The organism is Streptomyces sp. NPDC001904, from assembly GCF_040297005.1.
GTDB lineage: Bacteria > Actinomycetota > Actinomycetes > Streptomycetales > Streptomycetaceae > Streptomyces.
The window spans coordinates 59,371-82,558 of sequence record NZ_JBEOYI010000011.1 but is presented as its reverse complement, the minus strand read 5'-3'; the positions used below and the strand labels follow the sequence as shown (position 1 = coordinate 82,558).

At 68.0% G+C, this 23,188-nt stretch carries 25 protein-coding genes and 2 pseudogenes; 17 read left to right on the top strand and 10 right to left on the bottom strand.

Annotated elements, in window-relative coordinates; genetic code table 11:
• Positions 1-22: 22 nt before the first annotated feature.
• Together ABT127_RS19730 and ABT127_RS19725 are read left to right on the top strand one after the other, a co-directional pair.
• On the top strand, positions 23-742 hold the full coding sequence (locus ABT127_RS19730; protein WP_351451752.1) for a response regulator transcription factor: 720 nt from the start codon (positions 23-25) through the stop codon (positions 740-742).
• A complete protein-coding gene (locus ABT127_RS19725; protein ID WP_351451419.1) occupies positions 739-2,361 on the top strand; it encodes a sensor histidine kinase in 1,623 nt (540 codons plus the stop codon). Before ABT127_RS19730 ends, ABT127_RS19725 begins: the two co-directional genes overlap by 4 nt.
• Before the next feature lie 32 nt (positions 2,362-2,393).
• On the opposite strand, the gene ABT127_RS19720 is transcribed toward ABT127_RS19725, so the two are convergent.
• The 5 genes from ABT127_RS19720 to ABT127_RS19700 form a co-directional block, all read right to left on the bottom strand.
• The gene (locus ABT127_RS19720) at positions 2,394-3,626 is read right to left on the bottom strand and encodes an ABC transporter permease (RefSeq protein ID WP_351451417.1); all 1,233 of its coding nucleotides are present in this window, start codon (positions 3,624-3,626) and stop codon (positions 2,394-2,396) included.
• Positions 3,623-4,333 (bottom strand): ABC transporter ATP-binding protein, encoded by a 711-nt coding sequence (locus ABT127_RS19715; RefSeq protein WP_351451414.1) that lies wholly within the window; start codon positions 4,331-4,333, stop codon positions 3,623-3,625. The genes ABT127_RS19720 and ABT127_RS19715 overlap by 4 nt, the downstream gene beginning before the upstream one ends.
• A 23-nt stretch (positions 4,334-4,356) precedes the next feature.
• Positions 4,357-5,661, bottom strand: coding sequence for a peptidoglycan-binding domain-containing protein (locus ABT127_RS19710; RefSeq protein WP_351451411.1), 1,305 nt, complete (start codon positions 5,659-5,661; stop codon positions 4,357-4,359).
• 7 nt (positions 5,662-5,668) lie between these two features.
• On the bottom strand, positions 5,669-6,136 hold the full coding sequence (locus ABT127_RS19705; RefSeq protein ID WP_351451409.1) for a hypothetical protein: 468 nt from the start codon (positions 6,134-6,136) through the stop codon (positions 5,669-5,671).
• A gap of 327 nt (positions 6,137-6,463) precedes the next feature.
• A complete protein-coding gene (locus ABT127_RS19700) occupies positions 6,464-7,024 on the bottom strand; it encodes a hypothetical protein (protein WP_351451406.1) in 561 nt (186 codons plus the stop codon).
• Positions 7,025-8,148: 1,124 nt separating this feature from the next.
• Here ABT127_RS19700 and ABT127_RS19695 point away from each other — a divergent pair.
• Both ABT127_RS19695 and ABT127_RS19690 read left to right on the top strand, forming a co-directional pair.
• Positions 8,149-8,436: pseudogene (locus ABT127_RS19695) on the top strand (UBP-type zinc finger domain-containing protein); the annotation flags it as partial.
• Entirely contained in the window at positions 8,437-8,958 is a 522-nt protein-coding gene (locus ABT127_RS19690; RefSeq protein WP_351451749.1) for a DUF427 domain-containing protein, read from the top strand.
• Positions 8,959-9,057: 99 nt separating this feature from the next.
• On the opposite strand, the gene ABT127_RS19685 is transcribed toward ABT127_RS19690, so the two are convergent.
• The gene (locus ABT127_RS19685; RefSeq protein ID WP_351451747.1) at positions 9,058-10,320 is read right to left on the bottom strand and encodes a cytochrome P450 family protein; all 1,263 of its coding nucleotides are present in this window, start codon (positions 10,318-10,320) and stop codon (positions 9,058-9,060) included.
• 188 nt (positions 10,321-10,508) lie between these two features.
• On the opposite strand from ABT127_RS19685, the pseudogene ABT127_RS19680 reads away from it, so the two are divergent.
• Positions 10,509-10,742: pseudogene (locus tag ABT127_RS19680) on the top strand (hypothetical protein); the annotation flags it as partial.
• Here the strand turns inward: ABT127_RS19680 and ABT127_RS19675 are convergent.
• A complete protein-coding gene (locus ABT127_RS19675; RefSeq protein ID WP_351451403.1) occupies positions 10,659-11,324 on the bottom strand; it encodes a hypothetical protein in 666 nt (221 codons plus the stop codon). The pseudogene ABT127_RS19680 and the gene ABT127_RS19675 sit on opposite strands and share 84 nt — an antisense overlap.
• A 453-nt stretch (positions 11,325-11,777) precedes the next feature.
• Here ABT127_RS19675 and ABT127_RS19670 point away from each other — a divergent pair, with 453 nt between their 5' ends.
• Both ABT127_RS19670 and ABT127_RS19665 read left to right on the top strand, forming a co-directional pair.
• Complete coding sequence (locus ABT127_RS19670; RefSeq protein WP_351451400.1) at positions 11,778-13,058, top strand: DNA sulfur modification protein DndB; 1,281 nt, start codon at positions 11,778-11,780, stop codon at positions 13,056-13,058.
• Positions 13,059-13,287: 229 nt separating this feature from the next.
• Positions 13,288-14,364: an MrcB family domain-containing protein gene (locus ABT127_RS19665; RefSeq protein WP_351451398.1), complete on the top strand. Its 1,077-nt coding sequence runs from the start codon at positions 13,288-13,290 to the stop codon at positions 14,362-14,364.
• Between the two features lie 53 nt (positions 14,365-14,417).
• Here the strand turns inward: ABT127_RS19665 and ABT127_RS19660 are convergent, their stop codons facing one another.
• Positions 14,418-15,470 carry an HNH endonuclease gene (locus ABT127_RS19660; RefSeq protein ID WP_351451396.1) on the bottom strand — a complete coding sequence of 351 codons (1,053 nt, stop codon included), beginning with the start codon at positions 15,468-15,470 and terminating at the stop codon, positions 14,418-14,420.
• Positions 15,471-15,840: 370 nt separating this feature from the next.
• Between ABT127_RS19660 and ABT127_RS19655 the strand changes: the two genes are divergently transcribed.
• Both ABT127_RS19655 and ABT127_RS19650 read left to right on the top strand, forming a co-directional pair.
• Complete coding sequence (locus ABT127_RS19655; protein WP_351451394.1) at positions 15,841-16,506, top strand: hypothetical protein; 666 nt, start codon at positions 15,841-15,843, stop codon at positions 16,504-16,506.
• Positions 16,507-16,532: 26 nt separating this feature from the next.
• Positions 16,533-17,618 (top strand): helix-turn-helix domain-containing protein, encoded by a 1,086-nt coding sequence (locus tag ABT127_RS19650; protein ID WP_351451392.1) that lies wholly within the window; start codon positions 16,533-16,535, stop codon positions 17,616-17,618.
• A 454-nt stretch (positions 17,619-18,072) separates the two neighbouring features.
• Here ABT127_RS19650 and ABT127_RS19645 read toward each other — a convergent pair whose 3' ends face one another.
• Both ABT127_RS19645 and ABT127_RS19640 read right to left on the bottom strand, forming a co-directional pair.
• On the bottom strand, positions 18,073-18,588 hold the full coding sequence (locus ABT127_RS19645; protein ID WP_351451389.1) for a GNAT family N-acetyltransferase: 516 nt from the start codon (positions 18,586-18,588) through the stop codon (positions 18,073-18,075).
• Positions 18,589-18,600: 12 nt separating this feature from the next.
• Positions 18,601-19,374, bottom strand: a complete 774-nt coding sequence (locus ABT127_RS19640) for a GntR family transcriptional regulator (RefSeq protein WP_351451387.1) — start codon at positions 19,372-19,374, stop codon at positions 18,601-18,603.
• Positions 19,375-19,513: 139 nt separating this feature from the next.
• Here ABT127_RS19640 and ABT127_RS19635 point away from each other — a divergent pair, with 139 nt between their 5' ends.
• From ABT127_RS19635 to ABT127_RS19600, 8 genes are all read left to right on the top strand, one after another.
• Positions 19,514-19,843: an SCO3933 family regulatory protein gene (locus tag ABT127_RS19635; RefSeq protein WP_351451384.1), complete on the top strand. Its 330-nt coding sequence runs from the start codon at positions 19,514-19,516 to the stop codon at positions 19,841-19,843.
• 2 nt (positions 19,844-19,845) lie between these two features.
• A complete protein-coding gene (locus ABT127_RS19630; protein WP_351451382.1) occupies positions 19,846-21,186 on the top strand; it encodes an FtsK/SpoIIIE domain-containing protein in 1,341 nt (446 codons plus the stop codon).
• A gap of 83 nt (positions 21,187-21,269) precedes the next feature.
• Positions 21,270-21,443, top strand: a complete 174-nt coding sequence (locus tag ABT127_RS19625; protein WP_351451380.1) for a hypothetical protein — start codon at positions 21,270-21,272, stop codon at positions 21,441-21,443.
• 76 nt (positions 21,444-21,519) lie between these two features.
• Entirely contained in the window at positions 21,520-22,188 is a 669-nt protein-coding gene (locus tag ABT127_RS19620; protein WP_351451377.1) for a DUF2637 domain-containing protein, read from the top strand.
• 14 nt (positions 22,189-22,202) lie between these two features.
• The gene (locus tag ABT127_RS19615) at positions 22,203-22,391 is read left to right on the top strand and encodes a mobile element transfer protein (RefSeq protein WP_018470795.1); all 189 of its coding nucleotides are present in this window, start codon (positions 22,203-22,205) and stop codon (positions 22,389-22,391) included.
• An 11-nt stretch (positions 22,392-22,402) separates the two neighbouring features.
• Complete coding sequence (locus ABT127_RS19610) at positions 22,403-22,558, top strand: hypothetical protein (RefSeq protein WP_351451374.1); 156 nt, start codon at positions 22,403-22,405, stop codon at positions 22,556-22,558.
• A gap of 25 nt (positions 22,559-22,583) precedes the next feature.
• Positions 22,584-22,907: a SpdD-like protein gene (locus ABT127_RS19605; RefSeq protein ID WP_351451371.1), complete on the top strand. Its 324-nt coding sequence runs from the start codon at positions 22,584-22,586 to the stop codon at positions 22,905-22,907.
• A 91-nt stretch (positions 22,908-22,998) separates the two neighbouring features.
• On the top strand, positions 22,999-23,184 hold the full coding sequence (locus ABT127_RS19600; protein WP_351451369.1) for a hypothetical protein: 186 nt from the start codon (positions 22,999-23,001) through the stop codon (positions 23,182-23,184).
• Positions 23,185-23,188: the final 4 nt, after the last annotated feature.

Below are 23,188 nucleotides of genomic sequence, written 5' to 3'. Positions count from 1 at the left end.
GAATTCAGTGGAGGGGGCCGTGGTGAACGCGCGCATATTGGTGGCCGAGGATGACGAGAAACAGGCCCGGCTGATCAAGATCTATCTGGAGCGGGAGGGGAGCGACGTCCAGGTCGTCTCCGACGGGCGCTCCGCCGTCGACCGGGCGCGGGCGTCCCGGCCCGATCTGATCGTGCTCGACGTGATGATGCCGAACGTCGACGGGCTCGACGTCTGCCGCATCCTGCGCGCCGAGTCCCAGGTGCCGATCCTGCTGCTGACCGCCCGCACCACCGAGGAGGACATGCTGCTGGGCCTCGATCTCGGCGCCGACGACTACCTGACGAAGCCGTACAGCCCGAGGGAGCTGACGGCCCGGGTGCGGGCGCTGCTGCGCCGGTCGAAGGCGGTGCGGGGGGACGGTGAGCCGGCGGTCCTGGTGGTCGGGGACCTGGAGGTCGACGCGCACCGGTTCGAGGCACGGGTGGCCGGCAGGCCGGTCGGCCTCACGGGCAAGGAGTTCGCGATCCTGCGCGTCCTGGTCAAGGAACCGGGGCGGGCGTTCACCCGGGCGCAGATCATCGACCGCGTCTTCGGGTTCGACCAGAACATCCTGGAGCGCACGGTGGACGCCCATGTGATGAAGCTGAGACGCAAGCTGGAGGCGGCGGGCAGCGGCGACGGCGGCGTGCGGAAGCAGTACGTGGAGACCGTCTACGGACGCGGGTACCGACTGCTGGACGAGAACGGGACGCGGCGGTGAGCTTCCGTCTCCGGGTGCTGGGCCTGCTGATGCTGGTCGCGATGGCCGCCACGGCGGCGACGGCCTGGCTGACGCTGCGGCAGGCCAACAGCCAGGTGGTGGAATCGGCGCGGGCCGGACGGCAGGAGGCCACCAGGATCACCGACGAGCTCACCTCGTACGGGTTCGCCCACGGGACGTGGCACGGAGTGAAGCCCGTCGTGCGCGCCCTGTCCGAGTCCACCGGGCAGCGGATCCGCGTCACCACGGAGGCCGACGTCCTGCTCGCCGACTCCGACACGCTGGCCGGTCACGCACCGCGGGAGGCGAGCGGGCAGCCGCCGGTCCTGGTGGATCCGCGGCCCCGCCTGCGCCTTCCGGTGACGAAGGTGCCCCGGGCGTCGGTGAAGCGGACCGTGCTCGCGATCGGCGACTTCCGGCGCGCGGCCGCCTACGCCGCCTGCCTGACCAGGGCGGGCGTGGCCGTGACGGCGACCGCGGACGGCACCGGCGTCCCGCGGATCAGTACCGGCCGCGAGCCCGCTGGGTGCGCGGGGCGGCAGACGCGGAGCGCGGATCCCCGCGGTGCGCAGGACAGCGCCGCGGCGGCGAAGTGCGAGCCGGACCCGCGTCTCGCCGCATGCCTGCAGCGGGTGTTCGACGAGCGCACCGCGGACGTCGCCCCGCCCCGACTCCAGGTGAGCCTCGGCGCCCGCGACGAGGCACCGGCCGGACTGCCGGCCGCGCCCACGGTCGCCGTCGCCGGCGCTGTCGCCCTCGCGGCGGTCCTGGCGGCACTCCTGCTCAGCCGGGCCGTGCTCCGCCCGGTCCGCGCCCTCACCGTGGCCGCCCACGATCTGGGCGAAGGCGACCTGGAACGGCGGGTGCCCGCCTCCGGCCGCGACGAGATCGCCGAACTCGGCCGCTCCTTCAACAAGATGGCCGACTCCCTCCAGGCCGCCGAGGAGCGCCAGCGCCGCATGACCGGGGACATCGCCCATGAGCTGCGTACCCCACTGGCGAATCTGCGCGGCTATCTCGAAGCGCTCCAGGACGGTGTCGTCGAGCCCACCCCCGACCTGTTCGACTCCCTGCACGAGGAGGCGATGCTCCAGCAGCGCATCGTCGACGACCTCCAGGACCTGGCCCTCGCCGAAGCCGGAGCACTCACCTACCACCGCTCGGTCGTCGACCTGCGCGAACTCCTCGACCACGCGTGCACCGCCCATCGCGCCAAGGCCGAACCGGCGGGCGTACGGCTGGAGTTGGCGGCCGAGGGTGCCGTGTGGGTCAGGGCGGACGCGGACCGGCTGCGGCAGGTCGTCGGCAACCTCGCGGGCAACGCGATCCGCGCCACCCCGCCCGGCGGCACCGTGACCTTCGCCGCGCACCGGACGGGCGACACGGCCGTCGTCCGCATCCGCGACACCGGCCGGGGCATCCCGGGCGAGCACCTGCCGCACCTGTTCGACCGCTTCTGGCGCGCCGACCCCGCCCGTGGCCGCACCACCGGCGGCAGCGGCCTGGGGCTGGCCATCGCCCGGCAGATCGTCACCGACCACCAGGGGACGATCACGGTCGAGAGCGAGGTGGGAACCGGGACGACGTTCACCGTCACGCTCGACGTCGTACGGTCATGAGTCCTCGGTCCGCCGGGGGAGCGGGGCACCCCTCACGTCCCGGCCAGCGCCTGCGTCGGCGCGAGGCGCCCCGCGCGCACCGCCGGATAGAGACCGGCGACCGCCCCGATCACCAGGGTGACGCCGATCCCGGCGGCGGGCGCCCACACCGGCACCTCGGTCGGCCAGCCCCGTACGGAGGCGTACCCGCCGGTGATCGCCGTGCCGAGAACGGTGCCGCCGAGCCCGCCGAGCGCGGACAGCAGCAGCGACTCGGACACGAACTGACCGCGGATCTGCCCGCTGGTGGCCCCGAGGGCACGGCGCAGGCCGATCTCCGGCCGCCGTTCGAGCACCGAGATGACCATGGTGTTGCCGACGCCGACGCCGCCCACCAGGAGCGCGACGCCACCGAGCCCGAGCAGCAGCCCGGTCAGCGCCGACTCGGTGGCCTCGCGGGCGGCCAGGGCGTCGGAGGGCCGGGAGACCAGGACCCCGCTGGGCTTCTCGGGGTTGGCGGTGGCCGCGAGCACGGACCGTACGGCGGCGACACGGTCGTCACGGGCGCGCACGTACACGGTCGAGGGATGCCCGTCGAAGCCCAGATAGGTGCGCGCCGCCCGCCATCCGACCAGGGCCGAGCCGTCGATCTCCGGTGCCAGCGGCGCGGGCCGCAGCACACCGACGAGGGAGAACCACCGGCCGCCGAGCCACAGCCGCGTCCCCGGCGTGTACGCGTCGAGGCGACGGGCCGCCCGGGCCCCGAGCACCACGGCCGGGTACTCCTCGGTCGCCCGACCGAGCCAGCGCCCCACCCGCACGCTGCCGCCGACCGCGGGCAGCAACCGGTCGTCGGCCGCGGCGACCCGGATGCTGCCGGTACGCCCGACGGGGACGTGCTCGTTGCGGTAGACGGCCGCGCCCTCGACGTCACCCGTCGCCGCCACCTGCCGCACCGGCCCGATGCGCCGGATCATCGCCGTCGCCTCCTGCGGCAGCCGGGTGGCCGAGCCGTCGGGGGACCGGCCCGGCGCCACGCGCAGCATGTTGGTGCCGAGCCGGTCGAGCTTGCGGTCGACCTCCGCGCGGCCGGAGCTGGAGATACCGACGACGGCGACCATCGCGGCCACACCGATCGCGATGCCCAGAGCCGACAGGAACACCCGCAACGGCCGGGTGCGCAGCCCGGTCCCGCCGAGCCGGACGAAATCGGCGGGACTCAGCCGGGCGGGCCGGAGCGAGGACGTACGGGAAGCGGTACGCGTACGACGACGGCGCGAGGTCATCTGTCGGCAACTCCCGTGTCGGACGGGAGAGATGACAACCGGCCGCTGTCGGTGACGACCCTGCCGTCCCGCATCTCCACCTTCCGCTCGAAGGCCTCGGCCATCTCCCGGTCGTGCGTGATGACCACCACGGTGGTGCCCGAGGCGTGCAGGTCGCGCAGAAGATCCAGCACGGCGGCGCCGGAGGCCGAGTCGAGGTTGCCGGTGGGTTCGTCGGCCAGCAGCAGCGCCGGTTCGCCGATCACCGCACGCGCGACGGCGGCCCGCTGCCGCTCGCCGCCCGACAACTGGTGCGGCAGATGGCCGAGCCGGTGGCCGAGCCCCACGCGGGTCAGCGTCCGCACCGCACGACGGCGCCGCTCGCGCAGCGGCACACCCGCGTACAGCAGACCGTCCGCGACGGTGTCCAGGACCGGCACCCCGACCGCCAGATGGAACTGCTGGAAGACGAACCCGATCCGCTGCGCGCGCAACGCGGACACCTCACGGTCCGACAGTTCGGCGACGGCGTGCCCGTCGATCGTGATCCGCCCGCTGGAGGGCCGGTCCAGGGTGCCCATGAGATGCAGCATCGTCGACTTGCCCGAGCCGGAAGGCCCGACCACGCAGGCGAACTCCCCGTATCCGATGGACAGATGGACGTCGCTGACGGCTGTGACGTTGCCCGGGTACGTCTTGGACACCGCGCTGAACGCGACGACCGGCAACACGGGAGTGTCATGCTCCGCCCTCACTCGGGGATCCTCACCGTCATGCCCTCGCGCACCAGCCGCCCGCTGATCTCGACCTTGCCGTCCGCGAAGAGCCCGGTCTTCACGGGGACGAAACGACCCGCCGGGCCGCCGCCGGCGTCTTCCTCCCCGTTGGCGGGTTCGACCCCGTACCCGCCCTCCGCGAGCGCCACCAGGGCGGCGACCGGCACGGCCAGAACGTCCTTGTGCCGCTTGGACACGTACCGCACGGTCACCGGACCGCTCTGCAGCCTGCCCAGCGACGCCTGGTTCGCGAAGGTGACCACGACGACGACCGTGGCCGCCTTGTCGCCGGACCCACTGCCTCCGCCACCGCCGCCGTCCCCGCCCGCATCGGATCCGGATCCGGCCCCGCTGGCGTCCTTGCCGACGCTCGCCACGGTCCCCTTCACGGACGTGCCGTCCGGGAGATCCACGTCGACCGTGGTGCCCCGCTGTGCCCAACCCACTTCATTCGCGGCGGCGTTGACCGTCACCATGCGACGCGTGGTGGTGTACGTCACCGGACTGCCGGTCGCCGCGGCGCCGACCTGCGCGCTGGTGCCGGCGATCCGCACGGTGCCCGGCGCGTACAGCACGTCTCCGATGCCGACCTTGCCGGTCTGTGGCACCCCGAGATCCCGCTGCCACCGCTTGACCGCTGCCGCCGTGGACTCGTTGTACGCCTCGTCCACGGTGAAGCCGGAGTACCCCAGGGCGGCGAGATTGGTCTCGAACTGCTTGACGTCCATGCCGCGCAGGGGAGTGGTGGTGGCGGCGCTGCGGGTGGCGCCGCCGGGGGCACCGGGGTCACTGGGGCGGGCGGGGCCACCGGAACTTACGGAGCCCTCAGATCCTCCGGACTCTCCGGATCCCCCTGACTTCTCGGTCCCGGAACTCCGATCGGTTGGGGTGGCGACAGCGAGGCCCCGATACATGGGCAGGCTGCCGTACATCAAGGTCACGGGCCGGTCGTCGACCCGCAACACGGGCTGCCCGCGCCGTACGGTGGCGCCCTGCTCGGGCAGCCAGGTGATCGTCCCTTCCGCCTTCACCGGGAAGGGAACCTCGAGCCCGTGACCGAGCTGTCCGTCCACCTCGGTCTGATCGGTGAGCGTCTCCCGCGTCACCCGCACCGCCTGCCCACTGCGGCCCGGAACCGCGCTGTCGTCGTCCGAGCCGCCGCCTCCGAGCCCGAGCGCACCGACGGTGCTGACGGCGGCCACCAGCACGAACCCCCCGACGATCAGAATCGGCCCGCGCCTGCCGCGTCGCGGGCCGGGCGCGCCGTATTCGTCGTCCACTGCGCCGTCAGCCCTTGGGGGTGGGGGCGTCGTCGGGAATGCCGATGATGGAGGCACAGGCACGGGTGGCGCGCTTGGCACCGGCCGAGGTCGAGTCCCACGTGACGTCCTGGAAGTGTCCGCCGGCGTCGGTGTCGGGGAAGTCCGAGGCCCCGTTGTCCTGCATGCACCGCGCGTACTTCCGGTTCTTGGCGATCTCCGCCTTGGATAGCTCCGGCTGCTGCGCCTTCTCGACACTGTCGGGCACCGGCACGCTCAGGTCCGCGCACTTCTCCTGCGCCGCGAGGGCCTTCGGGTCGCGCTTCCACTTGGACTGATCACCCAGGTCGACCTTGCCCTTGGCATCCGGGTCGGGAGCATCGAGCCCGGCGCCGCGCAGGCACTTGACCCACGCGCGCTGAGCCTCGACGTAGTCGCCCAACTCACTGGACGCCCCACGCGAGGCCGCGGTGCCCCCACCCTTCCCCGTCGCCACGGAAGCGACCTCGTCATCGCCCCCGTTCCCTCCACCACCACAACCGGTAACACCCAACGCCACGACGGCCGCAACCCCCACGACCCACAATCTCCCCCTGAACACCACACGCGCACGCATCCCTACGGCCTCCTCCCCCTGCCCCTCACCGCCCCCTCCGGACCGGCCGCGACGAAGGTAGAGCGCGACCTATGAAGAACCTATGAAGAACCCGTCAAAGACCCTTTGGCTTCGGCGCCGGCGCCGGCAGATGGTCGGGCCACCGAGTCCACGGACCGCTCAACGTGTTGACCAGAGACGTCGCCAACAGCAGGGATGGTCGAGTGGTCAACGGCGGGCGATTCGGGGCAACCATGCGTAGGCCCTTCTCAGCAGCGGTCCACTCGTCTTGCCCGCCTGAGTCAGGGAGACGCTCTGATAGCTGCCGAGGTCGTCCTTCAAGTGGGTGGACATACCATCGCCGTAGCCCGGGCCGCCGTACACACTCAGTCTGATCTTGTACGTGAGCTCTGGTGAGACTTCGGCTCCTGGCGGAGTGTCGTGCACGGCCTGGGACAGGTAGTGGCGCAGTTCCCCGAACCTGACGTAGACGGGCTGGGAGAAGAAGACGCCACCTGTGAGGTTGAAGTTGTTGAGTTCGTGGGCGTACTGCTCCGCCCACTCGCGGGTCTTGGGCCTGTCTGCGAGGGCCCAGTTGGTCTCGTAGCGAATATGGATCTCCCAGAGCTTGGGGTAACACTCGATCCGCTTCTTGATGATCTCCTGGAACTGCGTCTGGACGGCAGCGTTGTGGTTGGTCCGCGCAGCGGCCCGCACCGTCAGGAGAGTTCCGACGACGGACACCGACGCCGCGATGAGGGCGACGGCGACGGGAGAGTTGAGGTCCATGGGGTTCTTCTATCCCGGGGGCGGTGCCGTTGCTTCTGGATTGAAGGATCCGGCCCCGGTCCCTGAACTTCGCCCGCGCCTGGCCGGCGTACCCGCTGGTGGCGTTCAGCCGCCGCTCCGGCGCTCTCGCTCGACGCGAGAGAGGGCAGCCACCCTGGCCAGAGCGTGATTCACGCTGCTTGACGGGCGGTCTCACACGGCTGAGTCCTGAAGGGCTTCTTGCCCATGTGCCTTGGGCCGATGGGAAGTATGAGGGTCTGAGCGTCGCCGAACGCCATGCCGAACCTCGTGCGACTCCCCTTCACGGACAGGGTCATGGCCGGGTTGTCGCCGATCAGGAACTGGCCCGTCCCGGTCGTGATCACCTCCAGCCGCCGCCTCGAAGCCAGAGCCCGCATCTTGTAGAAGGTGCCTTCGATACTGGTGCGGAAGAGCTTGCCGTCCGGACAGATGGAGGCCTGTCTCGCGCAGGGCTTCGCGGCGCAGCTGCTCCGGATACCGGCTGATCACCTTGGCGACCAGGCGCGCGCGGGCCCGCTGAAGCGCGTCGGCGTGCACGGCGCGGGAAGGGAGCGACCGGACGTAGTGGAGCACGACTAGGTCGCGCAGCGCCGCCACGTGAAGCGGGTCGGCGAACGGAGTGCCGGCGTGCACGGCGGAGAGCGCCGCGGGTACGCGCTTCTCCACCCCGCACCAGAGCGCTTCAGCCGTTGAGGAGTCAAACGCGATGAAGTTCTCGGAGCGCCCACAGGCACCGGTGCCCGTCAGTTTGCGTACCCGTCCCGGGTTATGGAGGTCGAACGGGAGCAACTGCCAACGGCTGCCCTTCGGCCCGGACATCGTGAAGTGCTTGAGCAGGACCTCTCTTCGTCGGTGCTCACGGTCACGGCCACGGTCGTGCTGTCGCGGGACAGACGCATGTTCCGCGTCCGCTGGGCGGTCCGGCAGGAGCCGTCCGCCTCCCGCATCCCGTGGCGAAGGATCGGGAGAATAGTCCACATGATCAAAGTTGGCGGAGAAGCCGTCATGCCTGCCCTTGATGCCGTCCTGGTGGGCACGGGGGCCCATGCCTGTGGCGCACAGCGGGGGCAGGGTCGCTGTGTGCTGAGGTCTGGAGGCATCCGATGAGCAGGTGGGTGGTGCGGCCTGACGGGGGCCGCCCGTCGGGCCGCAGCTGTCCACATGTCCTGAGCGAAGCTCCGGAGACGGCGCCGCTCGGCGAGACGTGCGTGCCCTGCGCGCAGCGGGGACGTACCCGGACCGATCTGTTGCTCTGTCTGACCTGCGGACATGTGGGTTGCAGCGACAGCTCGCCCGGAGCGCATGCCACAGCCCACTTCGAGTCGAGCGGCCACCCGGTGGCATGCTCCTGGGGAACCGGCGAGAAGTGGGCCTGGTGCTACGAGGACGAGGTGTATCTCGACCCGCTGCGAGCAGACGAATCTTCGCTGTCCACCGCCACTCGGGAGAACGAGTCCGTCTGGGACTACCCCCGTCCACCCGCCATGCGGGCGGACGGCCGCCGCGTGCGTGTCGAGTGCGCGGGCCAGATCGTCGCGGACACGTGCAGGGCGGTCCGGGTGCTGGAGACCAGTCACCCCCCGGTCTTCTACATTCCTCCGGCGGATGTCCGCATCGACTTTCTGGTGCCCGTCAGTGGTCGGAGTACGTGGTGTGAGTGGAAGGGCTCGGCCCAGTACTGGGACGTCGTGGTGGGAAACGACGTGCGTGGTCGCGCCGCCTGGAGCTATCCGCGCCCTGAGTCTGATTACGCACAGCTCGCCGGGTACTTCGCTTTCTACCCGAGCCTCATGGACCGGTGCACCGTCGGCGGTGAGGTGGTCATGGCGCAGGACGGTGACTTCTACGGCGGTTGGATCACTGGGGAGGTACAGGGGCCTTTCAAGGGCGGGCCCGGTACGAAGATGTGGTGAGACGGGACGGGTCGAGGCCCGCCGCACTGCCAACTACCCGCATGCAAAGCCCCACGTGTGGCATCTCCTTCGTGGAACCAGCGCGCCGCGAAGCCGGTTTCACCGGTCGGCTGTGCTCGGCCCTGGTCTGACCGGCAGTCGGAGGACGCTGTTGCCGACGAACCCGGAGTGCGCAGGCAACTCGTCGTCCGGCACCGCGAGGTCGAGACCGGGGAAGCGGGCGAACAGCCGCTCCAGGGCCACGGTCGCCTCCAGCCTGGCGAGTGGCGCGCCCAGACAGTAGTGCGGGCCGTGACCCAGCGACAGGTGGCGACCCTTTGCCGGGCGCGTGACGTCGAACTGTGCGGCGTCCGCGCCGTGCACGCCCGGGTCCCGGCCGGCGCCCGAGTACCCGGCGAGCACTGGCGTACCGCGGGGGATCACCGTGCCGTCGACGGTGAGATCGCGGGTCGGATAGCGGAACGGAAAGTAGCTGACCGGACTGTCCCAGCGCAGTGTCTCCTCCACGACGTCCGACCATGTGGCTGCTCCGGCGCGCACCAGGTCGAGCTGCTCGCGATGCCCGCACAGCGCACGCACCGCGTTCGTGATCAGGTTGAGTGTCGTCTCGTGCCCGGCCACCACGAACAGCATCAGCGTCCCGATCAGTTCCTCGGGGCTCAGCCGGTCACCGTCCTCCGCGCGGGCCGCGAGCAGTGCCGAGGTGAGGTCGTCGCCCGGCTCCCGGGTGCGGGCCGCGGCAATGCGCGCGAGAACCGCCACCATCTCCTGGTTGGCGGCGACCGCCTCCTCGGCAGTCGTGTCGGTGGCGACGACCTGGCTCGACAAATGGTGCAGCCGTTCCCTGAACTCCACGTCCACGCCGAACAGTTCACAGATCACACTCATCGGAAGCGGCAGCGCGAAATGCCGGCGCAGTTCGACGACGCCGTCGGCGGCCGCGGCCCGCTCCATCGAGTCGAGCAGACCGTCGACCAACTCCACGACACGGGGCCGCAGTTGCTCCACCCGGCGCGCGGTGAACGCGCGGCTCACCAGCGAGCGCAACCGGCGATGATCGTCGCCGTCCGCGGTCGTCATCCCCGGGACCGTCGCGAACGTGCGCAGCGGCCATCCCTGCGGTATCCGCCCGTCCGCCAGCGCGGCGAAATGCCGGGCGTCCTTGGCGACGTCGGGGTGCGCGAGGAATTCCCTGAGGGCGTCGTGACCGAGCACGACCGCGCCCGGCACGTCATCCGGCAACAGCACCGGCGCGACGGCGCCACGCGTCATCAGCCGCGCGTTGAGCGCATGGGGGCAACCGCCCGCCGGATCCAGACGATGCCGCGCCGGCCCGAGGGGCTCGGCGGCCGAGGCGTCCATGGCATGGGTCAACGAAGGCTCCTGACGGGTCGGTTGACGCGCGCAAGGGACTGCTGATCCTACGGTGACTTGGACTCGACGCCCAGGTTGTTGAGGCGGCCCAGGTGAGGGTGCGGCGGGCGTGGGCATCACGACGAGGCAGCCTGACTGCGGCGTCCGGCCCACGTCCACGCGCGGCCGGCACCGGAGTCCGCGCCCGGGCGGAGCGCACCTTCGCCCGTATGAAGAGCTGGAAGATCCTCCGCGACTGCCGACTCAAGGGCGACGGCGTTCACCACGCGATGCTTGGCATCGCTCGCCTCCACAACCTCACCCTCGCCGGCTGCCCGGGACAACCCTCAGCTCAGCGGGTAGCCGATTTCCGCGAGATCCTTGGTGAGATCGGCCAAGGTGACCTCTGGGTTCAACGCGTTGACGACTGAGTCGATCAGAGGACGGGAAGCGAAGATGTGAGACACGGCTTCCAGTGCCACCGGAACTTCGTAGTAATCCTCGGCCCACCGCTGGAACCCTTCCGGTGAGCGGTCCACGAGCAGTTGGAAAAGGGACCCCGCACCGTCCGGGTCGTCCGGCTGCTCGTCGGGATAGTCGATCGTTCCTGTCATCCAAGAGGCATGGCCTGTCTCACGCCACATGCACGCTGTGACGACTGGCATCCCGTCCTCGTCGCAGAACGCGGGCTCCTCGACGCACGATCGAAAGACATCGGGAACCTCGTCCAGCACCCCCGGCCAGGGCCCGTCCTCTGCGTAGGGGCTCATCGGTGATTCGTGCGCGAACCCGCGAATGCAGACGCCGGCGGGGGAGAAGACGATCGAGAACTCGTCGCCCGACCCGTTTCGCATGGAGGCCATCGACTCCGTATCGGACCATCGGTCGTCGAAGGAGTAGTACCGGCCTTCCCACTCGGGGCTCAGGATCGCCTCCAGCACGGACAAGGAACGGCAATGCGCGCGGAGCACTGATATCTCGGGCAACTGCCGAGCAACGTCTTGAACGGTCACTCGCTCATCCAAGCGGACGCCACTGACACGCTTGGCTTCTTGTGACGGGAAGAGGCGGGCCCCAGGCTCTCTGGGAGCGAAAAGACCCCGACCTCAGCGTCTCCGCTGATGACGGGGTCTTTTAGGCACCTGATCCAAGGTGCCCCCGGCAGGATTCGAACCTGCGCACACGGCTCCGGAGGGCTCGTGTGAGTCACGCGTCTCCGCTGGTCATCGTCGTGCAGGTCGCTTTCAAGGGCACCTCTGTCCACAGATAGTCCGCACCGAGCTGGGGACCGCGGGTCGCGTCGTCCTCCATCGAGGTTCACCCTTCTGGCCAAACCAAGCTCACCGTTGATCAGGTGTGACTCTGCGCGATCACGAGCGACTGTTTTTGCAAACATTCCAAAATCAGTTGCAAACTGTATACGCAAACAGATACTTTGGAGCCACAAACAACCTCAGGAGGTAGGCGTGGCAACTCTTCACACGGCCATCCGGGCCCAGATGGGCTCGACCCCGTACTACGTGACCACCATGAAGGTGAGCGACCTCGTTCAGGTCGCCCGGCCGGCGAGTGAGCAGGAGGAATGGGCCACCACGGGCCTGACCGAACGACTGCAGCGCGAGCTCAACGACACCCGGGTGCGCACCGAGATCGCCCCGTACCTCGCCAACTCTCCTGACCGGTTCTTCGGCGCCATCATCTTGCTGCTGGACTCCGATGAGGAGCCGGAGTTCGAGCCGCTCAGCGAGGTGGCCAAGAGCCTGCCGAAGGCGTACCGGTCCACCATGGGCAAGGACTCCTTCGGCTTCCTGACCATCGACAGCGGCGAGCGCATCATCCTCGACGGTCAGCACCGCTTCGCCGCCCTGCGCGAGGTCCACCTCGCCCGTACCGTTGAAGGCGAGTACGCCAAGGACGTTGGGGACGATGAGGTGACCGTCATCATCGTGCCGCGTATCAGCACGCAGCACACCCGGAAGATCTTCAACAAGGTCAACCGCTACGCGAAGAACACCAGCCGCGGCGACAACATCCTCACCAGCGAGGACGACGGCTTCGCGATCCTCACCCGACGCCTGGCGGACGACGGCGGCCCCCTTGCCGGCAGGAACCACAAGGGCGAGTCGCTGGTGAACTACAAGAACAACACCATCGCCGAACGCAGTACCCAGCTCACCACCTTGAGCGCCATCTACGAGACCGTCCGCATCATCGCCGAGTACTACGACATGGCGGACGACCTGAACGAGAAGAAGACCCACGTCCGCCCCTCGGAAGAGACGATCGACCAGGGCTACGAACACGTGGAGGGCTGGTGGGCGGCCGTTCTGGACGGCATGCCGAAGCTGAAGTACGGCCGGGACAACACCAAGCTCCTCCCTGAGCTGCGCGCCAAGGAGGCTGAGTACGGGCTGCTGTTCAAGCCGGCCACCCACATCGTGCTGTTCCAGGCGCTGTCCCAGATTCTCCGGGCCGATGAGGACCTGACCCTTAAGGACGCGGTCGACCGCGCCTACCAGCTCGACTGGAAGATCACGGCGCCGCTGTGGCGCGACGTCCTGATCAACTCCGCGCACAACATCCTGACGAAGAAGGAGAACTACAACCTCGCCGCCGACTTGATCACCTATCTGGTGGTCGGTGACAAACTCCCCGCTAACCACATCAAGGAGCTGGGCCTGCGCGTCGCGACGGCCCGCGGCGAAGACGCGGAGACGTTCCAGCTTCCGGACCCCCTGGACGACTGACCGACGCCTTTCGCTCATCAGCGGGTACCCGCTCCAGGGCTGACGGCCACCACCAACCGCAGCCCTGGGCGCCGTTGGCCGATACCTCCGCCGCATGTGCGACAGGCGTGCCGGAGGCCAGGACAGACCTAGCGCTACAGCGGCCAATCTCAAAGAGGAGCGGCCGTCAACTCAGCCTCTCAGAAAGGACGATGGGCCGTTGTCAGTGGCCACACGTAGCATCCCCACCATGGAGCTCGGCTACTACCTTCACAAAGTCGGCACCACCTTCGGGGTGGGCTCCGACGCCAGCACTAGCAGCGACGCTGCACGCCTGCTCCGCGCAGCGCCCACAGAGATAGGACACCTGGTACCAGCGGGCTACCTCGTCGAAGGAAGCCCCGGCCGAGGTAATGCAGCAGTCTGTCCCTGGGTGTCGTTCTTCGACCCCGATGAGACCACGACGGCTACGCGCGGCATGTACCTCGTCTACCTCCTGGCCGAGGACAGGAAGACCTTCGCGCTGAGCCTCAACCAGGGCGTCACCGAGATCACCAAAGCCCTCGGCGCTCGCGACGCCCGCCACAGGCTCGCCGCGCAGGCCACGGCCATCAGGGAAGCCCTCCCGACCGCGGCAACAGCTGGTCTGGATAACACGATTGACCTTGGCGGCCAGTCAGGATTGCCGCGCTCCTACGAAGCCGGCAACATCCTGGCCACCACCTATGAAATCGCCGCGTTGCCGGATGAGCAGACTCTGCGGGCCGACCTCAGCCGCATGATCAACCTCTATCAAGACGCCCTGGCAGTGCGAGAAGAAGTACGTCAGACCACCCGCGACACCATTGTCACGGTGGTCGAGCAACCTCCCACACAGTCCCAGGAGATCTTGCTGCACTTCGCGCCCAAGAGCGACGAGGAGTACGTCCAGATAGTGACAGCGCGACGGCTACGCAAGAGCCGCAGCCACGAAACTCTCGTGCACCAGTACGGCACGTATCTGCGCGAGCAGGGCGTCGAAGTCGGTACCAACGTCCATCCGCGGGACCTGGTCATCATCAAGAACGGGGTTCATTGGCTCTCGGAAGCCAAGTTCATCCGTCGCGGCAACGCCACGGGGGCTGTACGAGAGGCCCTTGGGCAGCTCGCAACCTACGCCTTCTGCCTGTATCCAGCGGACTCCCAGCCCCACAAGATGGCACTCTTTTCCGAACCCGTTGGCGACGTGTACGTCAATCTCCTTGAGCACCATGGGATCGCGGCAGTGTGGCGGACAGACCAGGGCTGGGCTGGTTCCCCGTCCGCCGTGTCCGCGGGCCTCGCCTGAGCCCGGCACCTGGAGCCGTTGCTACACGTAGGAGTCGCCGAACTTGCCCGGTCTCAAGACACGTTCGCGGCAGAGTCGCCGGCTTCTGCGTTCTCTTGGCTCGGAATCTGTGCGTTGGTGCTGCCCCTACGGCTCTGGAGAAGAATCCGCAGCTGTTTCGGAGTGGGCCAAGGGGCGCGACGATGGATCATGCGGTGACAGTTTGCGCAGATAAGGGCCAGATCGTTGAGCTTCGTGCGACCCTCGCCTGCCTCATGCAGCGGGACCACGTGATGGCACTCGATGTAGCCGCTTCCGCGATCACCGTAGACCTCTTCAAAGTCGAACCCGCATGCCTCACAAGCCAGCGTTCCGCCTCGTTGGAGTACCGCAGCAATCTTCTTCTTCCGCAGTCCTTTGTTCCGCTCTCGACGCCTGTGCCGACTCATCAGCAACCGACCTTCGGGAGCGCTGTAGGCATCCAGATCCTCGTCCAGCGGCGGCGACACCAAGTTTCCGGCGGTGATGCCCTGACGTAGGAGCTCGGCAGCCTTGCCCATCTCGGCTGGGCGAGACAAGAAGTCGTGCAGGACCTCAACGTCTAGGGCGCCGCCGTTGGTGCGTCTTCCCTCGTAATCCGGGTGATGCGTAGCGATATCGGAGGTCTTACGTGCCACCCCATTAGGGTTGCGGAACTTCTCGCTGCGGTCGACCTCGGCATGAATCGGCAGGAGCTGAAGGAGGCCAGACAGCTCTATGACGCGTGGGTCGTTCGCATCCAGGCCCTTCCACCCGTTGGTCATCACGAGCTGGCAGGCCAGGATCAGTTCGTCGCGCGCCCAGTCCGGATTCTTGATGGCTTTGACCTTGAACCCGGCCCGCTTGAGCCATGCCGTGGCATGTTCCTTCCCGCCGCTGAACTCTTCTGGCAACAGTGCTCGGCCGTGATCCCACAGATGGGCCGCCCCTGCAACAGCCTTCGAGTCGTACTCCCGCCCCTCGTGCAGAAGGAGGTAGGAGCGGGCCTCGCTGAAGCCGTACTTGCCTAGGAACCCCGACCGACCAAGCTCGTCGTATTCGGCGATGGCCTGGAGCACAGCGTCGCGTGTGATCGCACCCTTGCGCATGCTGGAAGACTACGCGCGGCCACCGACAGCTACGCCAGGCACCCGGGGCCCTCCTCCGCCGGGCGGTCCTAAGCAGTGACGGGCCTCGCGCACGGCATGTTGCCCGCTTCGTAACGCCTTCTGATCCGTAGCTCTATGCAGATCGGTCGTTGACGGCCATACCGGCCACAAGAGCGGCCAAGAGACGTGATGTCGGCCGTAGTCGTTCTCCGAGGTTGCTGTACTTCCGTGCTGTACCGCTGCGCCAGGTCCGTACGACGAGTTGACCCACCCGAGGAGCCGAACTAGTGTTCCCATCGCCAAGGTTCCAAAAAACAGCCCTCAGGTGAGGTAGAGTTTTTGGAACCTACTTCACTCCCATGGAGGGCACGTGGAACCCGTGTGTCATGTCGGCGAAGCCGCAGTGCGGCGGCTGCGCGAGCTCGGCCTCACGCCCAAGGATGTGCGCCGGGCGATCGAAGGCGGCTTGGCCGAAGCGCGTTTGTGTACCGATATGGACGCTCCCGGCATGGCGGGGTATGCCTTCTGGTCTCGGAGCAATCGCACGTTCCGGGAGAGAATGACGCTGAATGCCTGGACTTACAGCAACTCCCAGTCGATTCTTCGTACCATCCATCCGTCCGGGGCCTTCGCGATCACCGCCGTGAGCGGCTCGGGTATGGTTGGCGAGGAGGCGGCGGACTTCTCTGGGGATGTTCGAACGAAGAATCCCAAGGGCTCTGCTGTGGCGAAGCTCGTCGAGCGGAACTCTGGCCAGATGTCCCTTTTCCCCGAACTCGACGAGATCGAGGAAGAGGAGATAGAGGCTAACGATCTCCCCACGTGGTTCCTCCTCTACAAGTCGAGCAAAGCGGGCTTGATGTTCGAACTGTCCCTTCCTGTGCGAATGCACGGAAAGCACGTGGACACCTGGCTGGAACGCATCATCCTCGATGACAATCCGTTCCTCGGCGCAGAATTCGACATCAAGCGCCTGGACGAGATTCCGCCCGCGGCGCCCGTGGACGTTCCGGTTGAATTCAAGGGAGCCATCTAGGTCCCCTGGGACAGGGAGATAGAGTCATGCTTACTGCTTCGCGGTTGGTGCTTGCGCGAAAGAGGAGGCGCATGACTCTATCTTCTCTGGCCAACAAGTCCGGAATTTCGGTGCGGAGTCTTACAGCCTTCGAGAACGGGCACAAGGCTCCAGCACCTGAAACGATGGAATCCCTTGCTGAGGCACTGGGCCTCCCGCTGGCCTTTTTCGCTGCACCTGACGTCGAGGAGATCGAACTCGACGCAGTGAGCTTCCGCGCTCTGTCAAAGATGAGCGCCCTGGACAGAGACTCTGCGCGCGGCGCCGGCCGGATCGTGGTGGAGATCAATGACTGGATTGAGCGCAGCTTCGGGCTTCCAGCGCCGGACGTCCCAACCCTGCCGCACCTCTCTCCAGAAGATGCAGCGGACCGGGTTCGTGCACTGTGGGGACTCGGAGAGGCGCCAATCTCCAATATGGTGCACCTTCTAGAATCTCACGGTGTTCGCGTCTTCTCCCTAGCTGCAGACTGCGCATCAGTGGACGCCTTCTCGTTTCGCTGGAAAAGGACACGGCCCTTTATTGTCCTCAACCTGGAAAAGAGTGGCGAGCGAGGGCGCTTCGATGCTGCACACGAACTAGGACACCTGGTATTGCACTCCGAGCATCGGATTCCGCATGGGCAGGAAGCGGAGCAGGAAGCGCAGCAGTTCGCCTCAGCATTCCTAATGCCGAGGTCTGGATTGCTGGCTCAAAAGCTCTACTCGGCTGACGCCAAGAGAATCCTCAGCGCTAAGCTCAAGTGGCAAGTTGCCGCAGTTGCTCTCACTTATCGCCTGAAAGACCTTGACCTAATCACCGAGTGGAATTATCGAACCACTGTCAAGCAACTGTCGCAGATGGGTTATAGGCGCAGCGAGCCTGGCGGGATTTCACGAGAAAGTTCCCAGTTGCTCAGCAAGGTTTTTTCGACGCTACGATCTCAGAAGATTCCTGTTTCGCGTATGGCCGAGGAAATTAACCTGACGGTTGAAGAGTTGAACTTGCACGTCTTTGGTCTCGTGCCCACTGTCGTCGACGGTGGTGGCGAAATGACCAGCGTGGCAGCCCGTCCCAACCTGAGGGCTGTCTGACTCCTTCACCACCACCCTCCCTGCTCCCATCCCGTCCGCCGTCGACCCACACACCGTGGAGCGGGCGTGGTTCATGGCGTCCAGGTGGAGCGCGCCACTGTACGAACGACCTGGACGCCATGGGCCGCGTCTGCTCGGCTCTGCCTGGGTCGACGGCGGACGGGATGGGAGCCCACCACGCTCACCACGATGTGCCCGCGGCCGGGAACGGCGCCCCCTCCCACCCGGTGCCGGCCGATCCCCCGCCGGAGGCATCCTCTGTGACCGAGGGCCGCGAGCGTGTCGAGTGCTCGACTCATGACCTCCGGGCCTATCCACAGTGGGCGGGCGTCGGCGCAGCCGGGGCGGAGCGGGCCGAAGGCAGGAGCGGCGCCCCGAGCGGAGCCGGGAAGCCCGCCCGGCGGAGCGAAGCGCAGCCGGGTGCTTGATGAGGTAGAGAAACTTGTAACAGCTCTCAGGCCGTTGGGGGCGAGACGTAGCAAACGGCGGGGATGCTCTGGTCGGTTCCGAAGTGGTGAGTGGCTTTGCCGATCTTGAGCCAGCCGAGCCGTTCGTAGAGCCGCATGGCAGCGACATCCTTCGTCATGACGTCGAGCACCAGGCGCAGATCCCGTTCCTGAGCAAAGCGCATCGCGGCTTCCATCAGGCGCTCTCCGGTCTTGTGTTTCCGTGCAGCCCTGACTACGAACAGCCGTGCCAGGACGGCTACATGAGCCTGGTCGTCACCGCTCTGCTTGGTCCACATCTGGACAGCGTCCTCGCCTCGCGGTCGCATGATGGCGACATGCCCGACGACTTCCCCCTCCTCGTCGGCCACCCATGCGGCCAGCACATCGTCTGACGAGAGCCAGCCCTGAGGATCTTCAATCCCCTCCACCGGATAGCCGTCCGTCTTGTGGACTTCAACCAGCGCGGCAGCAGCGGGATCTAGGTCATCGCTCTCGAAGGGGCGGACGATCGTGGAAGCCATGAGGACTCCTGTCTACTCAACGGGCAGTTCGTAGAGCAGCCCGGTGCGGTCGGCGCGGTGGACGTAGCGGGAGACCTCGAAGGGAACTTCGTCCTGATCGAGGCTGGTGTGCAGAACGTCGAGCACTGGCACGCCGGGGAGTAGGTCGAGAATCGCTGCCTCTGCCGGCGTCGGCATCCTGGCGCTGATCTCGTCGCGTACGCGGGTCATGACGTGCCCAAGGTCTTGGAGCCGTCCGTAGATGCCGTCCTTGCCGGTCTTGGCTTGCATCAGGAGCGTTCCCTGAGCCTCATCCCAGCGAAGGTACGTCGAGACGATCTGCACCGGCTCGTCGTCCGCGAAGTAGTGGTTCTCGCGGTGAACCACGCTTTCCTCGTCGGCAGAGACCTTCAGACGCTCGGCAACATCCGTCGGTGGGCGCTCACGGGCAATGGACGGGACATCGATCCTCGGGACCTTGCCTTGCCGGGCGCACTCCAGCCTGAACGGCGTGAGGCCCGTCTCGCGGTTCTTGAGCGAGTACCGATCGCTACCGAACCGGAAGAGCTTCTGCGGCTCGCGCACGAAGACTCCGCTGCCGTGCTTCGACGTCACCAGGCCTTGTTCGCGGAGGATCCGAACGGCTTCCCGGGCAGTGTTCCGGGCCGCGCCGTACTCGTCGGCCAGGGCGCGCTCCGACGGAAGTTTGTCCCCGCTGCTCAGCTCTCCGGATTCGATCCTGCGGCGTAGATCATCAGCAATTCGCCTGCTCGGAGGCCGTTGGGTCGGAGGGCCGGACGGAGTCATGTCCGCAGTCTAGCAACTGGCTCAAGCCACCTTGTTGACCCTGAGCGCTGCGTGTGCTCAACTGGCTTAAGCCAGTAAGTGGCTCAAGCCAGTTGGGCGCTCGCTCATCGTGGGCGTCGTGGATCACAAGGAGAGCTGTATGCCGTCCTTCAAGATCGACCTTCAGACCGCTGTGGTGTTCGTGGCGACAGCGCCGACGCCGAAGCTGGTGAACCAGAAGACGGGCGAGCGGGCCATGGACCGGGACACGAACGCGCCGCTGTCGACCGTGGGCCTGCTGGTCTCGGACGACGGGGAGGGCAACCTCTACCAGGTGACCATCCCGGAGACGGGTCTCCCGGAGAACCTCACCCCGGGTATCCCGGTCCGGGTCACCGGTCTCAAGGCCCGCGACTGGGAGAACGAGTTCAACGGCCAGAAGCGCCACGGGATCTCGTTCCGCGCGATCGCCATCACGACGGCGGCCTGATCATGGCCGACCCGATCGTGTGGCTGGAGGCGTCGGGCGCCTTAGCGGCGGCTGGTGGCGCCGGATACGCCAGGGTCCGTGCACCCCGGGCCTACTGGGCGACGGTCGGCCTGCCGCTCACCTACGGCCGGTTCGCCCTCTCCTACCGCAACACCATGGACGTGTGCGGGCTGACCGTGCAGCCGTCGGGACTGCGGGCGTTCATGTCGCGCCGGGTCGCCCGCCACGAGGTCCGACCGATGGCCCCGAAGATCCGCCGGGTGTGGGGTACTTCGTCCGGCCTTCGCGTCACGTTGCGCCTGCCCGCCGGTCTGGAGCCCGCCGACCTGGCCGCCGCCTCCGAGCGGTTGCGCCACGCCTGGGGTGTCCACTCGGTCCACGTCCGCGCGACCAAGCCCGGCTTCGTGGAACTGCGGATGACCGGCTTCGACCTGCTCCGCCGGGTGCGGATGCCGAAGAAGGCCACCCCGCGCGATCTGGTGGTACCGGTCGCCCTCCGCGACGACGGAACCGCCTACGTGCGGAACTACCGCGAGATCCCCCACGCGCTCACCCTCGGCGCGAACCAGTCCGGCAAGTCCATGTACCAGCGCAACCTCATCAAGGGACTGGCCCAACTCCCGGTCGCTCTGGTCGGGATGGACTGCAAGCGCGGGGTCGAGCAGTCTCGCTACGCCCCGCGCCTGTCCGCGCTCGCGACGACCCCGGACGATGCCGCCTCGCTGATCGATGTGCTGGTGGCGGAGATGGAAGACCGCTTCGATCTGCTGGCCAAGCACGGTGTCTCGGACCTGTGGGAGCTCCCCGAGTACCTGCGCCCGGCGCCCATCGTGGTTCTGGTCGACGAGATCGCGGAACTCTTCCTGATCTCCTCCAAGAAGGACGAGGAACGCCGCGAGCGGATCGTGACGGGGATGATCCGGCTGGCCCAGCTTTCCCGCGCGGTCGGCATCTACCTGGAGATCTGCGGGCAGCGCTTCGGCTCCGAGCTGGGCAAGGGCGCCACCATGCTCCGTGCCCAGCTCACCGGCCGCGTGGTGCACCGGGTCAACGACAAGCAGACCGCGGAAATGGGCCTGAACGACGTGGCCCCGGAGTCGATCCCAGCCGCGTGCACGATCCCCGCCGACCGCCCCGGGCAGGCCGTTGCCGCCGATGCCTCCGGCGGCTGGGGACGCATCCGCACCCCGCTGACCTCGGTCGAGGAGACTGTGGCGGCCTGCCGCGAGTCCGTCCACCTGATCCCGGATCTCCCGGCCTTGGAGCCGTTCCGGCCGGTCGTGCCGCTCGATCCGACGCTGATCATCCCGCCCATGCCGAAACAGGCCCCGGCAGCTTTCTGACCTGCTGCTCACCCCGGTTGGCGTGACCGCCTCGCGCCACGTCCCTACCCCGCCCATGCCCGAATCCGGAAGGAGCACCACCCATGGCCCCGGTCAAGAAACCCGCCCCCGCACCACCCAGCACCGCGTGCCCGACCTGCAAGGGCTCCGGAGAGGTCTCCCGTGACATTCAGGTCGGCCGTGAGCACCGCGTCGTCGGCCAGCAGTCCGGCCTCTGCCTGACCTGCCTCGGCTCGGGCGAAGCCCCCGCCGAATGACCGCCCGGGGCAGGGGCGGCCGGACACGACTCCCCGCCCCGCCCCCGGCCCAACGCCCTGAAGGAGGTGAAGCGACATGAACCGCTCGATCCGCGTGGACGCCGTACTCGTTCAGGCCGTGATTGCCGGTGCCCTGTCCTTCTCCCACCTGCACGACCTCGCCTCCGCGGCCGGACAGTCCGGCTGGAAGGCATGGGCCTACCCGATCAGTGTCGACCTGCTGCTCGTTGCGGCCTGGCGGCGCCTGCGGACCGCCCGCCGGGACCGTGCCGCCTGGGCCTGGTTCGTGATCGCCCTGTTCGCCTCGCTCGGCGCCAACATCGCCACCGCCGGACTCCTCAACCTGGCCCATGTCCCGGCCTGGCTCCGGATCGTCGTCGCGGGATGGCCCGCGCTCGCCTTCCTCGGCGGCACGCTCCTCGTCCACACCCCCGCGGCTCCCGTGGCCCCGGAGCCGACCGAGGACGCACCCGCGGTCGACATGCACCGCACCGACCCCGCGCCCGAACTCGATGAGCGCCCCGAGCCGCCCGGGCCTGCTGAACTCCCCGCCCCCGAACCGGCTGCGGAGCCTGAGCCGGTCCCGGCGAACGTTCCGCCGGCCCTTTTGGACCACGCCCGAAAGCTCGCCGACCACCACCGCACGACCACCGGCACACAGCTCCCGGTCGCCAACCTGCGCGCCCAACTCGGACTCCCCGCACAGGTCGTCGACTCGATCGCCGCCCACCTCCAACTCACCTGAAAGGACCGCCCGTCATGACCGCCTACCGCCAGTTCCGCAACGTGCAGAAGATCGGCCCCGTGCAGGTCGCCACCTTCTACGACGGTCGCGGACGCGAACGTCACGCCGCCGCCTGCACCGCGCCCCGCTGCGACTTCTCCACGGAGTACGACAACCGCTCCGGTGCCGAACTCGCCGCCCGTACCCACCGCTGCACCGCCTAGGAGACCCCGCCATGGACGTCCCGCTCTGGCTCGCCGCGCTCGTCGTCGGATGGCTCGGCATCAAGCTCACCCGCCCCCCGATCTGGCTCGTGGTCCTGCTCCTGCTCGGCGGCTACCTCATCGCCGGAAGCTTCCTCGGCCCGGTCGTCGGCTCCCTCATCAACTAACCCACCCGCGAAAGGAGGACCGCTCGTGTTCACCCCCAAGATCCCGGTCAACGACCAGCCCACCGGCCAGATCATCCCGCTCAACACCGCGGCCGTGGACGGTCACCAGCACGCCCCGGCCTGTGCCTGCCAGCACCCGGCCCCCGCCCCGGCCGCGAACAACCGGCCCACGGTCCAGCTCACTCCCGGCTCGATCGCGCTCCTCGTCGGCGGCGGCACCGCGGCCGTCCTCGTGGTCGGCGCCGTGCTGGTCTCCATGCTCCTCGCGGTCGCGATCACCGCGGGCTCGCTCGCCCTCGTCGCCCTCGTCGTCCGCTCGCTCATCAACAGCGAGATCAAGAACCGCTGACCGGCCCCGGAGCGGCCTCTACCGCCAAGTTTCGTCCGCTCCGGAGCCGCGCCTCCTGCCCGAACCAAACGATCCGGAAGGAAGTTCCATCATGGCCCAGCCCACCCCTGCCCGCGCACGCATCTGCGCCGACTGCGACGGCTTCCCTCTCGTCGCCATCACGACCGGCCTGCGCAACCGGGACGGCTCCCGCCAGACGCTCACCGCCACCTGCCCCGCCTGCAAGGGCCACGGCCACACCCCCCCGGCCTCCCTCCTCGCTCGCGTCGGGCGGTGACCGT

Coding starts and splice junctions, on each gene's coding strand:
- ABT127_RS19720 (WP_351451417.1), bottom strand. CDS start 3,626: ATGACCTCGCGCCGTCGTCGTACGCGTACCGCTTCCCGTACGTCCTCG.
- ABT127_RS19700 (WP_351451406.1), bottom strand. CDS start 7,024: ATGGACCTCAACTCTCCCGTCGCCGTCGCCCTCATCGCGGCGTCGGTG.
- ABT127_RS19685 (WP_351451747.1), bottom strand. CDS start 10,320: ATGGACGCCTCGGCCGCCGAGCCCCTCGGGCCGGCGCGGCATCGTCTG.
- ABT127_RS19665 (WP_351451398.1), top strand. CDS start 13,288: ATGGAGCTCGGCTACTACCTTCACAAAGTCGGCACCACCTTCGGGGTG.
- ABT127_RS19660 (WP_351451396.1), bottom strand. CDS start 15,470: ATGCGCAAGGGTGCGATCACACGCGACGCTGTGCTCCAGGCCATCGCC.
- ABT127_RS19650 (WP_351451392.1), top strand. CDS start 16,533: ATGCTTACTGCTTCGCGGTTGGTGCTTGCGCGAAAGAGGAGGCGCATG.
- ABT127_RS19645 (WP_351451389.1), bottom strand. CDS start 18,588: ATGGCTTCCACGATCGTCCGCCCCTTCGAGAGCGATGACCTAGATCCC.
- ABT127_RS19640 (WP_351451387.1), bottom strand. CDS start 19,374: ATGACTCCGTCCGGCCCTCCGACCCAACGGCCTCCGAGCAGGCGAATT.
- ABT127_RS19635 (WP_351451384.1), top strand. CDS start 19,514: ATGCCGTCCTTCAAGATCGACCTTCAGACCGCTGTGGTGTTCGTGGCG.
- ABT127_RS19630 (WP_351451382.1), top strand. CDS start 19,846: ATGGCCGACCCGATCGTGTGGCTGGAGGCGTCGGGCGCCTTAGCGGCG.
- ABT127_RS19625 (WP_351451380.1), top strand. CDS start 21,270: ATGGCCCCGGTCAAGAAACCCGCCCCCGCACCACCCAGCACCGCGTGC.
- ABT127_RS19620 (WP_351451377.1), top strand. CDS start 21,520: ATGAACCGCTCGATCCGCGTGGACGCCGTACTCGTTCAGGCCGTGATT.
- ABT127_RS19615 (WP_018470795.1), top strand. CDS start 22,203: ATGACCGCCTACCGCCAGTTCCGCAACGTGCAGAAGATCGGCCCCGTG.
- ABT127_RS19610 (WP_351451374.1), top strand. CDS start 22,403: ATGGACGTCCCGCTCTGGCTCGCCGCGCTCGTCGTCGGATGGCTCGGC.
- ABT127_RS19600 (WP_351451369.1), top strand. CDS start 22,999: ATGGCCCAGCCCACCCCTGCCCGCGCACGCATCTGCGCCGACTGCGAC.